Origin of the sequence: Lacinutrix himadriensis, assembly GCF_001418105.1 — a bacterium.
In the GTDB taxonomy this organism is placed as follows: domain Bacteria; phylum Bacteroidota; class Bacteroidia; order Flavobacteriales; family Flavobacteriaceae; genus Oceanihabitans; species Oceanihabitans himadriense.
On record NZ_LIQI01000012.1, the window covers coordinates 129,762 to 143,968 of the forward strand.

Annotated in this window: 13 protein-coding genes; 5 read left to right on the top strand and 8 right to left on the bottom strand. The window is 31.1% G+C overall.

The features are described 5' to 3' along the window. Nucleotides 1-4: 4 nt before the first annotated feature. Nucleotides 5-1,771, top strand: a complete 1,767-nt coding sequence (locus tag AMD28_RS02765) for an autotransporter outer membrane beta-barrel domain-containing protein (RefSeq protein WP_152975529.1) — start codon at nucleotides 5-7, stop codon at nucleotides 1,769-1,771. Nucleotides 1,772-1,862: 91 nt separating this feature from the next. Here the strand turns inward: AMD28_RS02765 and AMD28_RS02770 are convergent, their stop codons facing one another. The 5 genes from AMD28_RS02770 to mvaD form a co-directional block, all read right to left on the bottom strand. Beyond that, nucleotides 1,863-2,738, bottom strand: a complete 876-nt coding sequence (locus tag AMD28_RS02770) for a pseudouridine synthase (RefSeq protein WP_055442636.1) — start codon at nucleotides 2,736-2,738, stop codon at nucleotides 1,863-1,865. Nucleotides 2,739-2,937: 199 nt separating this feature from the next. Continuing rightward, entirely contained in the window at nucleotides 2,938-3,849 is a 912-nt protein-coding gene (locus AMD28_RS02775) for a geranylgeranylglycerol-phosphate geranylgeranyltransferase (protein ID WP_055442637.1), read from the bottom strand. A 74-nt stretch (nucleotides 3,850-3,923) separates the two neighbouring features. After that, nucleotides 3,924-4,853 (bottom strand): mevalonate kinase family protein, encoded by a 930-nt coding sequence (locus tag AMD28_RS02780; protein WP_055442638.1) that lies wholly within the window; start codon nucleotides 4,851-4,853, stop codon nucleotides 3,924-3,926. Between the two features lie 37 nt (nucleotides 4,854-4,890). After that, the gene (locus tag AMD28_RS02785; RefSeq protein ID WP_055442639.1) at nucleotides 4,891-5,238 is read right to left on the bottom strand and encodes a four helix bundle protein; all 348 of its coding nucleotides are present in this window, start codon (nucleotides 5,236-5,238) and stop codon (nucleotides 4,891-4,893) included. A gap of 49 nt (nucleotides 5,239-5,287) precedes the next feature. Further along, nucleotides 5,288-6,373: a diphosphomevalonate decarboxylase gene (gene mvaD / locus AMD28_RS02790; RefSeq protein ID WP_055442640.1), complete on the bottom strand. Its 1,086-nt coding sequence runs from the start codon at nucleotides 6,371-6,373 to the stop codon at nucleotides 5,288-5,290. Nucleotides 6,374-6,573: 200 nt separating this feature from the next. Between mvaD and AMD28_RS02795 the strand changes: the two genes are divergently transcribed. Then, nucleotides 6,574-7,107, top strand: coding sequence for a TetR/AcrR family transcriptional regulator (locus AMD28_RS02795; protein WP_055442641.1), 534 nt, complete (start codon nucleotides 6,574-6,576; stop codon nucleotides 7,105-7,107). Nucleotides 7,108-7,110: 3 nt separating this feature from the next. After that, nucleotides 7,111-7,689, top strand: coding sequence for a TetR/AcrR family transcriptional regulator (locus AMD28_RS02800; RefSeq protein ID WP_055442642.1), 579 nt, complete (start codon nucleotides 7,111-7,113; stop codon nucleotides 7,687-7,689). Here the strand turns inward: AMD28_RS02800 and AMD28_RS02805 are convergent. Beyond that, nucleotides 7,678-8,208: a DUF1697 domain-containing protein gene (locus AMD28_RS02805; protein WP_055442643.1), complete on the bottom strand. Its 531-nt coding sequence runs from the start codon at nucleotides 8,206-8,208 to the stop codon at nucleotides 7,678-7,680. The genes AMD28_RS02800 and AMD28_RS02805 overlap by 12 nt on opposite strands. Nucleotides 8,209-8,210: 2 nt before the next feature. Beyond that, the gene (locus AMD28_RS02810) at nucleotides 8,211-9,422 is read right to left on the bottom strand and encodes a BaiN/RdsA family NAD(P)/FAD-dependent oxidoreductase (protein WP_055442781.1); all 1,212 of its coding nucleotides are present in this window, start codon (nucleotides 9,420-9,422) and stop codon (nucleotides 8,211-8,213) included. Nucleotides 9,423-9,561: 139 nt separating this feature from the next. Here AMD28_RS02810 and AMD28_RS02815 point away from each other — a divergent pair, with 139 nt between their 5' ends. Further along, complete coding sequence (locus AMD28_RS02815; RefSeq protein WP_241492425.1) at nucleotides 9,562-10,404, top strand: hypothetical protein; 843 nt, start codon at nucleotides 9,562-9,564, stop codon at nucleotides 10,402-10,404. A 92-nt stretch (nucleotides 10,405-10,496) separates the two neighbouring features. After that, on the top strand, nucleotides 10,497-11,693 hold the full coding sequence (locus AMD28_RS02820) for a Pycsar system effector family protein (RefSeq protein ID WP_055442644.1): 1,197 nt from the start codon (nucleotides 10,497-10,499) through the stop codon (nucleotides 11,691-11,693). 2 nt (nucleotides 11,694-11,695) lie between these two features. On the opposite strand, the gene AMD28_RS02825 is transcribed toward AMD28_RS02820, so the two are convergent. After that, nucleotides 11,696-14,068 carry a hypothetical protein gene (locus AMD28_RS02825; protein ID WP_055442645.1) on the bottom strand — a complete coding sequence of 791 codons (2,373 nt, stop codon included), beginning with the start codon at nucleotides 14,066-14,068 and terminating at the stop codon, nucleotides 11,696-11,698. Between the last annotated feature and the right edge of the window lie 139 nt (nucleotides 14,069-14,207).

Sequence of the window (14,207 nt, forward strand, 5' to 3'; positions counted from 1 at the left end):
TTTTATGAAAAAAATAATATTCATATTGGGTTGTTTTTTGCTATCCATTAATAACATTAACGCGCAAGGTTCCGATAAAATAAATTTTGAAATGTTAGTTAGAAATGCCTCTGGCGAGTTAGTATCGGAGAGTTCTATTGGTATTCAATTTCAAATATTAGAAGCTACAAATACTGGAACCGTTGTTTTTGAAGAAACTCATGCTGCAACAACCAATTCTCTGGGTCAGGTAACGGTTAAAATTGGAGGAGGACTTATTGCTTTTGGTGATTTAAAGACTATCCATTGGTTTGATAACCCTTACTTTATTAAAGTTGCAATTGATCCTCTTGGAGGAACTAATTACACACTAGAAAACACTAGTAAATTAAATAGCATTCCTTTAGCAGCAAATGCTTTAAAATCGGCTACTGCTTTAACGGCAGATTATAATTCATTAACAAACCTTCCTAGTACTATAATAACATCAGACCAAATAGATTTATTTGGCTATTTAACTTTAAGTAATCCTATAGATTTAAACGACATAAAAACCACTGTAGACTTAAACACCTCAAAATCTTTTCCAGGCTTTGGGACAACTACTGGAACTGCTGTTGAAATATTTTGGTCCAAAATAGGCAATGATGTTTTTTTTGAAGGCGGAAATATTGGTTTAGGAACAAGTACTAATTTAGAAAACTCTGCTGCATTACTTTCTATTGAAGGAGGTATACGTTATGAGGCTACAACAAATTACGAACTTGAAGTAGGTGGTTTAAAATATTTTGATAGTAACACCAACACAATTAACGACTTTTATTACGAAAATAACATAGGAGACTTAGTTCCATTTTCATCTGTATCTACTAATGACATTAATTTTATTACAGATGTTAATATAATAGCTAATCTAGGTCTTGGAGAAAGCATTACACCTTCACATGACTTTACAAATAATAATTTTATTATTGCATCTAGCACTCCTAAAATTCATTTTGATGATACTAGTGGCTCTGCAAGTTTCCCGTCTGTAGATTGGAATATAGATATTAATGACACCGTAGATCTAGGAGAAAATTATTTTGCTATCACAGATTTAACTACAAATAATTCTAGTTTTAAAATCATGGCAGGAGCTCCTACGAATGCTTTACATATTACGGAGAGTGGTAATATTGGTATTGGCGTTGAAAACCCTACCACAAAACTGGAAACAGCGAACAGTATTACTGCATCTGGTTTTATAGGTGACGCATCTTCTTTAACTAACATTTCAGGAGGTACAACAAGCACATCAAATACAGGAAGCACAACAATTATTGCAGACAATAATGAAGATGGTATTGGTGCCATTCTTTTTGAAACCCAAAATCAAAATCAATTAACTATAGCATCTAATGGAAATGTAGCCCTAGGTAATATAGTAGCCTCTACAAAATTAGATGTTGCTGGTAATTTACTAGTGGATAATATTAGTTCTGGTAGTCTACACATAAACGGAAGTATAACAAAACCAATCACATTAGAAACTCCTGGTAATTTCACACAAATAGATCTTACTGACAAAAGTATTATTATCATGAGTCCTACATCTAATATTTCTATATTTATTAATGGCACTGAAGGGCAACCCGTTACAATTATCAATTCTAGTTCAAATACGATTACCTTGTTTTCAGGAACCCTTTCCGTTCCTGGAGGACAAAATATTATTTTAGAACAAAATGAATCGTTAACTCTTATTAAAAACACCAATAATATTTATAACATATTGGATGTCGTAAACTAGTAAAAAAAACACTACCCTTTATAAAATAAAAAGACCGAGCATGCTCGGTCTTTTTATTTACTATTTAAATCTTAATCATAACCATTTCTGTTTACAACATCTTTAAAGTATTCAATTCTTGTTCTGTTAAATGTTTCCAGTGACCACGAGGAAGATCTTTTTTGGTAAGATGCCCAATAGCAACACAATCTACAGCTACAATCTCGTATTTTAAGCTATCAAAAATAGCACGAAGTACTGTGTTACCAGTGTTCTTAATTTTAAGACCAATTTCTTTTTTAGAAGCTCCTTCGATATAACTAATTTCTTCGACAGTTATTAATTTCCCTTCTATTCTAAAACCTTCTCTAATCTTTTTAAGATCTTCTATTTTCAGGTTTTTATCTAATTCTATTTGAAATAAACGAGGTACACCATTTTTAGAATTGGTGAATTTTTTAGCAACCAAATCATCATTGGTAAACAACAATAAACCTTTACTATTTCTACCTAATCTACCAATTGGCTTAATACGTGAATTGGTTGCATTAGCAACTAAATCCATAACCGTACGTCCTTTACCTTCACTTGTAGTGGTTGCAAAACCTTTTGGTTTGTTTAGTAAAACGTATGCTTTTTTCTCTGGATTTATTCTAGATCCATCAAAACGAACCTCATCTTCTAACTTTACTTTATAGCCCATTTCTGTAACGACCTTTCCGTTTACAGAAACTAAACCTGTTGCAATATGCATATCTGCATCTCTACGAGAACAAATACCAGAATTTGCGATGTATTTATTTAAACGCATTTGATCTGGATCTGATGCTTTTTGTGGCTTCTGTGCTTTTTGTGGCTTTTGCGTTTTATTTCCTGCCGCTTTCTTTTTTACTGGAGCATTTCCTCTTTCATTGCTTTGGCTACGTGTATTACTATTCCCACGTCCGGAAAGCTTCCCTTTGCTTTTACTATCTCTTGGCTTACTCATTGCTCTTTAATGTATTATTTCTTTTAAAGCTGCAAAGATATAGTATATATTATGATTTACGATTGCGGATTTACGATTTTTGATGCTTCCGATTTCTTGCGTTAGCGATTGCAACGGCATCCTTTTTTGAGATACGAGAAAAAGATATAGTGAAAAGCGCATTGCTACGTAGCTTTAGCGAAGTAACAAACGCCATAATTTATAGTAAAACGAGTTTGTTTAAAAGCAAATCTACATCTATTAGTAAAATGCTAAATACACCGGATACTATGATAAATTTTAAAATATTATGAAGTATTAAAAATTGTGTTTTAGAAGTAGATTTCCAGAGTAGCATTAAAAACACAATGAGTAACGCTATGCTTAGGTAAAAGAAATAATCCATCTTACCAATGTGATACTTGTTTATTAATAAATAAGCAGGAACAAGTGTTAATGCGCTTAAAATAGTAAGCATTACTTTGGATGCTTTTACGCCGTAAATAATTGGTATGGTTTTATAATTAAGTGCTAAATCTCCTTTTATATTTTCTAAATCTTTTACTAATTCTCGCATAGAAACAATTAAAAACAGAAATGCTGCATGTACAAAAATGACGTGTTCAAAATTTTTATAGTACATAAAAATGGCAAAAAACGGTGTGATAGTCAGTATTGCAGAAGTAAGATTACCAATAATAGGTAGCTTTTTAAGTTTATGGGAATAAAACCAAATAGCGAAAATATACAATGAAAAGAATACAACCGCTTTAAACGAAACGGCACTTGCCATGATTACCGCAAGAAAGTTAAGCACAAAATACAAAGACAACTTGGTGTTTTGACTCACCAATTTATCTAACATCGATTTTTGCGGTCTGTTTATTAAGTCCTTTTCTGAATCGTAAAAATTATTAATAATATAACCTCCTGCAATGGTTGCTGCAGAAGCAAGAACGAGCATGAGTAAGTTTACATCGAAAACTACCTCTCTTAAGGGTTTATCATGTGCTAAAATGTAGATAGATGCTAAGTATTGGGCGAGTACAATAATTAGAATGTTGTAGCCTCTAACCACAGAAAACATGCTAAAGAATTTTAAAAGTATGTGTTTTTGTTTTCTAGAAAGCATAACTTTATTTAATGAAACCCTACTAACTACACTTTAACAAGTTTGGTAGAACAATTCAAGAAGTATAGGAAATTTTAGAAGTTATACACCACTTCTAACTTATACTCTTTAAGCGATTGTTTTGCTTTTTCTAAATTCTCTGTAAATCCTAAAATATAACCACCACCACCAGAACCACAAAGTTTTAAGTAGTACTCGTTAGTTTCAATTCCTTTTTTCCAAAGTTCATGAAACTGATTTGGTATCATTGGTTTAAAGTTATTTAAGACCACTTTAGATAGTTGCTTGGTATTTTTAAAGAGTGATTTTATATCTCCTTTTAAAAAATCGTCTACACAAGCATCTGTATGTTTTATAAATTGGTCTTTTAGCATACTACGGAAACCTTCTTGCTTCATGTTTTCCATAAAAATACTAACCATTGGTGCTGTTTCACCAATAATTCCGCTATCTAATAAAAACACTGCTCCTTTTCCATTATTGGTTTGGGAAGGAATTCCTGTTGCTTCAATATTATCTTTAGAATGTATTAAAATTGGAATGCTTAAATAGCTATTTAAGGGATCTAATCCCGAAGATTTACCATGAAAAAACGATTCCATTTCAGAAAAAATAGCTTTTAACTTTAATAGCTTTTCACGTGTTAAATTTTCTAGTACTGTAATTTTATCTTGTGCATATTTATCATAAATAGCAGCTACTAATGCGCCTGAGCTACCAACACCATATCCTTGTGGGATGGAAGAATCAAAGTACATACCAGCATTTACATCTTTTTGTAATTGTTCTAAATTAAAAACAACAATCTCTTCCTCTATTTGTTTTAAATGCGAAACGAAGTTTTTTAAACTAGCGTTAGATTTCACAGCATCGGTAGATGGATTTTCATCTGTTTTTAAGGCGCCATTATAAAAACTATAAGGAATAGATAATCCTTTAGAGTCTTTAATGATTCCGTATTCACCAAAGAGTAAAATTTTCGAGTAAAAAAGAGGTCCTTTCATATTTTTTAATGAAAAAAGTAAAATTAATAATGAAAAATTATTGTTTTGATGTTTTTACGATGCTAACCAACAATTTTAATATTTCTTCCGCTTTTATTTTATATTTATTAAACGTATTATTATCAATAAATCCGGTAGCATGTAACAAATCTATCCAATAAACAGTTTCGTTTGCTTCCTTTAAACTTATTGACATCTTATTTGTAAAATCTGGTTTGCTTTGTGCAAATTCTGCTTCTCTAACATTAGCTCCAATAGATGTGCCAGATTTCAATAATTGCCTTGACATCACATATTCTTTTTGCTTATAAGCCAACTCCTTATAAATCATCACAATATCAACGGCAAAATTAAAGCTTTTGGTTTTAATAACATTTTCTTTCATAATAACTAAATTTTAAAATTTTATAAATTTAATTATTAATTTTTCATTATTAGTTATTCCTTAATTTTGCTCCAAAACCAATCCTATCACAAATATAGTGACCATTTTGGCAATACGCAACTAATTCATTTTTAATAAATTCGATACAATCTGCAGCTTCCTTTTCTGGATACAACACATGCACGTTTGCTCCGGCATCTAAAGTAAAACTAATATGCAATCCTGTTTTCTTTCTAAACGCCCAAATAGCATTAATTATTTCAAGAGTATTTGGCTTCATTAAAATAAAATAAGGCATGCTTGTCATCATCATAGCGTGAAGTGTTAAGGCTTCACTTTCAATGATTTCTATAAACGTTTTTAAGTCTCCTGTTTTTAAAACGTCTATAAGCTTCGTCATATTTTCTTCCGCTTGCGTAAAACGTTGTTGCGCAAAAGGATGATTATGCATTAAATTATGACCGACAGTACTGCTTACTTGCTTTTCGCCTTTATCTACTAAAAGAATAGTATCGTGATATTTTTTAAAATTATCATGTACTTGGTATGGGTATTTTACAGCATAAAGATTCGAGCTTCCTTCTATGTTTGCATGCTTTCCCCAAACAATAAGATCCCCTTCTATGCTTCTACAAGCACTTCCCGACCCTAATCTTGCTAAAAAAGAAGCTTTTTGATTGAAGTATTCTGGCGTAATCGCTGGATTGATTTCTTTTTCTATAGACATTAAACAAAGTGCCAAAGCGCTCATTCCGGAAGCAGAAGATGCAATTCCTGAGCTATGCGGAAAAGTATTTTCGGTTTCAATTGTAAAATGATAATTTCTTAAAAAAGGTAGATATGCTTCAATACGTTTAAAAAAGGTTTCGATTTTTGGTTTAAAATCTTGGTTCTTTTTTCCTTCAAAAATCATATCAAAAGAGAAAGAATCATCATGTTCTTTTTCCGTAAAACGTAAAGTAGTTGTTGTTTTACAAGCGTCTAATGTAAAACTAATAGATGGGTTTTCTGGTATTTGGTTTTCTTTTTTTCCCCAATATTTAACTAAAGCAATGTTACTAGGTGAAGACCAGGTAAATTGCCCTGTATTGGGTGTTTTATTATTTTTAGAAAATATAAACGAAGAGGCTTCCATGATGTGCTAATTAGTGTGCAAATATAGTTTATTAGACAGCATGTAAGTATAGAATTTATTCTAAAAAACGTAAAAAATTATGTATTTCATCGTAAATACTTTTAAAAAAAGAAGCAGAATACATATTTTTTGTAGATTGAAAAACCGAATGACTATTCAATCAATAATCTGTGTATAAAAAACAACGAATCCTTATTACAATGTTAGAACTTGTAGTAAAACAAGGCGTAAATGCCACGCCTATGTATCAAGTAGCTAAAGAATCTAATGTAGCAATAGGTACCATTTATAATTACTTTAAAGACAAAGAAGATATACTTTGCCAAATCTATAAAATGATTAGAGAAGATTTTGGCACTATTCTTATTCTAAAAGAAGAAAACCAAAATCCGGAAGAAGTATTTAAAAAATACTGGGTCGATTTATTCCATTATTATGTTAGTAACCCCTATGCATTTCATTTTTATGAACACATAGCTAAAGCTCCTATCATACCTTTAAAATTAATTGAAGAAACAAAAATACATTATAGACCGCATGCAGCTTTTTTCTGGAAAGGTATAAAAGAAGGTTTCCTAAAAGATATGCATATTACGTTACTAGTGCAAATAGCTTACAGTAATGTTGTTGCTGCTGTGCATTTAAAATTAAATGGTGTTTTACCTATGACAGATATCCAAATTGAACAAGCTTCAAACGCTTCTTGGGATGCAGTAAGACAAATTAAAGAGTAACTAATGAGTAAAAAACAACGTATTATACTAACCATGTTAGAGCTTGTTGTTAAACAAGGCTACCATGCTACACCTATGTCTCAGGTTGCTAAAGAAGCCAATGTTGCTGTAGGTACCATTTATCATTATTTTGAAACTAAAGAGAAGGTTATTGAAGCTATCTTTTTGATGATTTATAAAGATTTAAGCATCGTTCTATTAACAAATGGCAACCCACGTGCTACCTATAAAAAACAATTTACCACCATGTTGTATAACATGTTCAATTATTTCACAAGCAACCCTTTAGCTTTTTATTTTATTGAATACGTTGGTGTTCCTCCAATTATACCTCCTGAAACTGTAAAACAGACAGTCCCTTTTTACACAAAAATAACGGACTTTTTCTCTAAAGGAATTACAGAAAAAAAAGTAAAAAATATGGACGAAATTCTACTTATGAAATTATGTTACGGACTTATAGCATCTGTTGTAAAACTAAAAATTAAAGAAGAGTTACCAATGCATCAAAGACAAATAGACCAATCTATTGAAGCGTGTTGGGATACTATAAAATATTCTGATAATAAATTATTTACTTAAAGATAACAGCTTCACCATGGTATTATAGTTTCTTGCTGTTGCAGCTGTTTCTAGCATACGCTCAAAATAATTGGCATTGAATTTTGATTTTCCGTAACCTGCTTCGTTATACAAATAAATACAGGCATTTGTAATTTTAAATTCTTCGGTTTTATATTCTTTTTTGGAAGCTTCTTCTATCAGCTCTTTACTTGGTGTATCTTGCAATAAGATAAAATAGCTTTTTACTTTCTTGTCTTCTTCAAAAGGGGAATTCTTAAAAATGAATTCTAACTCTTCTTTTGTTTTTACTAAAACAGGAACTTCAAATTGAAAATGAGATTCAATTACTTTATGTATTTTAGCTTCAATAGCTTTTGTGTTTTCTTCGGAAGACTGTAAAACAACATTCCCGCTTTGTATATAGGTTTGCACATTTTGAAAACCTATTTCGGTTAACAGTTCGCGCAATATTGCCATGGGCACTTTTTTGTGTCCTCCAACATTAATTCCTCTCAATAAAGCGACATACGTTTTCATTCTTATTTAGAAATGTGCTGGGAAGCAATATACGCTCCTGTCCATGCATTTTGAAAATTAAAACCTCCAGTTATCGCGTCTATATTTATGATTTCCCCTGCAAAATATAGATTTTTATGCAGTTTACTTTCAAAGGTTTTAAAGTTTACTTCTTTTAAATCTATTCCTCCAGCGGTAACAAATTCATCTTTAAAGGTACTTTTCCCATCTACGTTAAAATGCGCTTTGGTTAATTGTGCGGCAAGTGCTTCTAATTGATTTTTATTTAAATCTGCCCAACGGGTTTCTTCCGTTATTTTGGAAGCCAAAACCAATTGCTGCCATAAACGCTTTGGTAAATCAAATTGTGGTGCTTTTAAAACTGATTTTTTAGCTAGATCTAATTTTAAACCTTTTAAAGCCTCTAAGCAATCTTCCAAAGCCATTTTAATAAAATTGATTTCAATGGTAAACTTATAATCTAATGCTGCAAGCTCTAAAGCACCAAAAGCAGAGAGTTTTAAAATAGAAGGTGCACTCATACCAACATGTGTAATGAGTAATGGTCCTTCGGAAAACAACGAGGTACCAACCACCTGTATTTCTACATTTTGAGCAACTACTCCAGGAATATCTTTGATGCGTTTATCGTTAATATTAAAGGTAAATAACGAAGGAACTGGTTGAATAATTTTATGATCTAGCGTTTCTAAAAGCTTCCACATTTTAGGGCTACTCCCTGTGGCAACCAGTATTTTTTTTGCTGAAAATTCTTCCGCTTGCGTTATAATACTCCAAGCATCACCATCTTTTAGAATCGATTTTACGGTTTGACTATATAAAACTTCCACCTGATGTTTCTTCGTTTCGTTTAAAAAACAATCTATAATGGTTTGTGAGGTATTAGACTCTGGAAACATTCTCCCATCTTCTTCAATCTTTAATGCTACACCGCGTTCTTCAAACCAAGCAATAGTATCACCAGTCATAAATTTATGAAAAGGACCTAATAATTCTTTTTCACCTCTAGGGTAATTTAAAACCAATTCTTGAGGAATAAATTCGGCATGCGTGACATTACAGCGTCCGCCACCAGAAATTTTCACTTTTTGCAAGCCTTCTTTTCCTTTTTCTAGTATGGCTATTGTTAATTCTGGATTTTGAACGGCTATATTAATTGCTGCAAAAAAACCTGCTGCTCCTCCTCCAATAATAATTACATCTTTTTGTTTCATGTGTTTATTTCTATTGTTTTTCATAGGTCACATGTAGCATCCATTTAATCCTTATCTTTGATTATCTGGTTTTAGTTATGGATGTTTCATAATCTTTTAAAAACCACGTAAATTTAACATTAATAAATGAAAAACTGCTTTGAATAAATTCCTTATCCTAATAATCTTTTTATATGCTAGCTGTAGTTCCAAAGAATTTAAAAGTGCAATAGATCTGCCTTCCGATTTAAACGAAGTTTCTGGTACAGAAGTCGTTGTGAATTCGGATTTCATTTGGATGGTAAACGATAGTGGTAACAAACCCATTCTCTTTGGACTTAACACAAAAGGAGAAATAAAAAAAGAATTAGAAATCGAGGCTAAAAACCATGACTGGGAAGATCTAGCAAGTGATCCTGAAGGTAATATTTATATTGGTGATTTTGGAAACAACGAAAGCAAACGCAAAAACTTAGCCATTTTAAAAGTGAGTGCTTCTAATTTACAAAGCGATGCTTCGGTAGAAATCGAGCGTATTTCTTTTAAATATCCAGATCAAGAAAAATTTCCACCAAAAAAGAAAAAAAGGTATTTTGATTGTGAAGCATTTTTCTATCACAATAACAGCTTTTATTTATTTACTAAAAGTCGCGTAAAAGACGATTTTGGAAAAACGAGTGTCTATAAAATCCCTGCAAACCCAGGAATGCATGAAGCCCAACTTTTAGGAACATATTCTAATTGCTCCGATTTACGTTGTTGGATAACCGCTGCAGACATTAGTCCGGATGGCACAAAAATGGTTTTATTAAATCAGAAATCGGTTTTACTTTTCACAAACTTTAAAGGGAATGATTTCTTTAATGGCACGATAAAAGAATTTCCTTTTAGTTATGAATCACAAAAAGAAGGCATTTCTTTTAAAGACAATAACACCGTTTATATTACCGACGAAAAAGCACATGGCGCTGGAGGAAATCTATATGAATTTTCTTTAAATTAATACGGTAAGCATTTGTATAATTTCCGACTAAAATAACCGTTTACTAAACATTAATTAAAGTTTAGTATTTTTACTCAAAATCACCTCTTTTTATGGACCATCTTATTGCTGAAGTAGAAAAACACGTTGTTAATCTTTTAAACACAGATTTAGACCATGCTTTTGTTTATCACAATGTAACACATACACAAAACGTTGTCAAAAAGGTAACAGAATTAGCGGACTTAGCCAACTTAGATCCTAACCAAAAAAAACTACTAATAATTAGCGCTTGGTTTCATGATGTTGGTTTTACAAAAAGCATCGAAGATCACGAAACACATAGTGCTGCTATAGCTACCACATTTTTAAAAGAACAGCATTGCACTCCTGAAGACATTAAAGTTGTAAACGATTTAATTCTAGCAACCAAGATGGATTATTCTCCAAAAACGCAGCTAGAAGCATTTATTCGTGATGCAGATTGTGCGCATGTGAGCAGTAAAAAATATAGTGATGTCACGCTACTTTTAAAAAAGGAGATGGAATTAACATCTAATAAAAATCTAACAAATGCAGAATGGTTAAATGAAAATATTAATTTTTTAACCAAAAAACACACTTTTAATAGTGACTTAGCAGTTTCCCTTTGGGAAAAAGGCAAGAGTAAAAATCTTGCTAAACTACTTAAAGAACAAAGTAAATTAAAAACAGACACTGCTAAATTAAAGCAGAAAAAAGAAGAGCTTCAATTTAAAAAAGATAAAATTGAAACGCCAGAACGCGGTATAGAAACCATGTTTCGAGTAACGCTTAAAAACCATATTACTTTAAGTGATATTGCAGATACCAAAGCGAATATTTTACTATCTGTAAATGCCATTATAGTTTCTCTAGTATTGGCTAATCTTTTACCTAAACTAGACAATCCTTCAAACGGCTATCTTATTTACCCAACCGTAATTTTTGTATTATTTACAGTTACTTCTATGATTTTGTCTGTTTTAGCTACAAGACCAAATGTAACTAGAGGAGAATTCACCAAAGAGGATGTTGCAAACAAAAAAGTAAACCTATTGTTCTTTGGTAATTTTCATAAAATGAAATTAGATGAGTTTGAATGGGCAATGGGAGAAATGATGAAAGACAAAGACTATCTATATTCTGCCATGAAAAAAGACCTTTACTTTTTAGGTTTAGTTTTAAATAGAAAATACAAAATATTACGTGTTACGTATACCGTCTTTATGATTGGAATTATTTCTAGTGTTATTGCTTTTGCTATTGCTTTTCAGTATGCAGGAATTTAATCTTAGGCCTTAATTTCTTTCATTAAATCATCATAGGTATAAAACGCTTTATCTTCTTTATTTTTATGATACAGTACACTTACCCGAATCGCCTTTAAACCGGTTACAGCCTGCAAATCTTGTAGTTCTAAAATTTCTATATCTGTATCTAAATACTGCTTAGATTGTAAAAAATTAATATAACGTAAATACTCTACTTCGTCTTGTTTTTGAGAGTATACAATAGTTATTTTACCTTTTTGTGTAATGCGCTCGGTTGTGCCTTTTATATATGCTTTATCTACACGTTTTTTTACAATTTCGTATCTAGCATTATAGGTTCCGTCAACATCAAATTGTTTTTCGTCCATTCTAAAACTTATAGATAATGGCTGATTAAAAACTAAAATCATAGAAGCAACATCTAAAGCCACAGGGAAATTTTTACGCATTTGATAATAGCCATTTTCCATTTCACACATCACTTGTAGTTGCCACAAACGTAAGTTATATAAGTAAATTGGGTTAAAGCTATCCTCTTTAGTAATAGACTCTCCAATATACATATTATGCTCTACGCCATCTGTTTTAAAACGCTCATAATAATGCGGATACATTTTTTGTGCCTTTACCTGCTTTTTGTCTAATAAAGAGGCCATTTCTTTATTAATCATAGAAACAGTATCATCATATTGTTTACGATGCTTATACACCACTTTTACCGTTTCATCTATATTTTCATAATATGCTTCTATACCTGGCTTTAATTCTTTCACCAAAATAAGATGTGCCAAAGCAGGTTCAATATCATTATTAATAAATGCAGTAATTTGTTGTTCACTATCTACCTGAAAATGATCTTCAAGTCCTTTTAAATATTCATTTATTTGAAATACAAACTGGTCATAAATAGGAAGTCTAACGATTTTCGAAGCACTTTGAATAATAGATTTTATAGCGTTTAATTGCAATATTAAATCTTGTTGTGTTGCCCAATTTCTAGCTTCCGAAGATCCTTTAATATCTATTTGACCATATAAGGGATATATATTATCGAATGCAATTTTATTAAAACTTGGCTCTTCTCCTTCTAACTTTGCTTTTATAAAATTTTTAGCTTCTTTTACAAAACGCCAATTGACACTAGAATGAATAGAAGTACATTCTTGTTGAATAATTGCTTCTATTAGATTTTCTTCTTCGTTTTTAGAACGCTCTACAGCCGAAACGATAAAAGGCATAATATCGGCAAGCTTATTGGCATTAATACTATTTAATATTTTTGGTTTTTCTGAAACTATCTCGAAAATCCCCATAACACCTTCCTTATTAGCAATAGGTGCAAAAATAGCACTCTGTATTCCTTGTTCATGAAGTACTTTTATATGTGGAATTTCCCCTTTTGTTTTTTCAAACATAAGCGGCACATTAGAAACCGAAAAATATTTCTTTTCTACTAAAAGTCTATTATAAGACCATTTACATAAGGTATCAGAACAATTAGAAGCCGCAATATTGTTTAATAAAAAACTATGCATTCCTGCTCCATAAACTCGTTCAAAGGTTTTATCTTCTTTATTATAAACAGAAAATCCAACGCGAATATCTTTTAAACCCAATAAGGATCGAAAAATATCATGAAAACCTTCCATAAAGCTTTCGTCTTTACGCTTATTTTCACCAATTAAAGAAGATTTTATATTCGAAATAGATTGGTCATCGGTAACATCAAACATATTCGAAATTACAAACCCTTTAAACGTATAACTATTTGGAGGGAATTTTGCTTTCCACTTATCTATGTTTTCAAAGTTATCTAATAACTCATCATAATCTTCTTGTGTTATTTTAGGTGCGTCTTCATTAGGAATGATTTCTGTAAAATCTGCATTATATAATATTTTATAATAACGCATAATACCTTTAGCATCTGGTATTTCGTAATAAAAAGGTCTTTTAAAATCTAAGGAATAACCATAATAGAAATTTAAAATAATCGTACAATAAAGAATGTACCTATCGTCTTCAGGCATATTTTTTATTTTCAATTCAAAATCTTCACCTGCGGTTTTAACTATCGATTTGAAACGTTCCGAAGAATTAAAAATAATATTTTCAAATGGTATAGAAGCCGTTTTAATTTCATTTTTGGTTAAAACAGGACTAAACGAATCTTGAAGTATAATTTGTATTTCGTTTTTATACTTATTCAGTAATTCATAATCCGTAAACCCCTCACGAAGTACAGGATAAGGAGCAGCTACTTTTAAAACACGCTTTGCTTGTTTTGCAATAAATGCATCAGCACTTGTTGCCAAATCTTCATAATGATCCAATAGCTTATTAAAGCTAATCTTTAAATGCATTGGTGATTCTGATTTGTTAATTGCTTCCATTTAAAATTACTTTATAGTGTAAAAATACAACTTTATTGCTTAGTCGTATTAAGTAAGCAACCTTAACAAGGCTTTAATTATTATCGAATTACATTTTATTTTTTCGAACTAAAATATAATTAAATGCTGTTTTTCCTTT

Coding starts and splice junctions, on each gene's coding strand:
- AMD28_RS02765 (WP_152975529.1), top strand. CDS start 5: ATGAAAAAAATAATATTCATATTGGGTTGTTTTTTGCTATCCATTAAT.
- AMD28_RS02770 (WP_055442636.1), bottom strand. CDS start 2,738: ATGAGTAAGCCAAGAGATAGTAAAAGCAAAGGGAAGCTTTCCGGACGT.
- AMD28_RS02775 (WP_055442637.1), bottom strand. CDS start 3,849: ATGCTTTCTAGAAAACAAAAACACATACTTTTAAAATTCTTTAGCATG.
- AMD28_RS02780 (WP_055442638.1), bottom strand. CDS start 4,853: ATGAAAGGACCTCTTTTTTACTCGAAAATTTTACTCTTTGGTGAATAC.
- AMD28_RS02785 (WP_055442639.1), bottom strand. CDS start 5,238: ATGAAAGAAAATGTTATTAAAACCAAAAGCTTTAATTTTGCCGTTGAT.
- mvaD (WP_055442640.1), bottom strand. CDS start 6,373: ATGGAAGCCTCTTCGTTTATATTTTCTAAAAATAATAAAACACCCAAT.
- AMD28_RS02795 (WP_055442641.1), top strand. CDS start 6,574: ATGTTAGAACTTGTAGTAAAACAAGGCGTAAATGCCACGCCTATGTAT.
- AMD28_RS02800 (WP_055442642.1), top strand. CDS start 7,111: ATGAGTAAAAAACAACGTATTATACTAACCATGTTAGAGCTTGTTGTT.
- AMD28_RS02805 (WP_055442643.1), bottom strand. CDS start 8,208: ATGAAAACGTATGTCGCTTTATTGAGAGGAATTAATGTTGGAGGACAC.
- AMD28_RS02810 (WP_055442781.1), bottom strand. CDS start 9,422: ATGAAACAAAAAGATGTAATTATTATTGGAGGAGGAGCAGCAGGTTTT.
- AMD28_RS02820 (WP_055442644.1), top strand. CDS start 10,497: ATGGACCATCTTATTGCTGAAGTAGAAAAACACGTTGTTAATCTTTTA.
- AMD28_RS02825 (WP_055442645.1), bottom strand. CDS start 14,068: ATGGAAGCAATTAACAAATCAGAATCACCAATGCATTTAAAGATTAGC.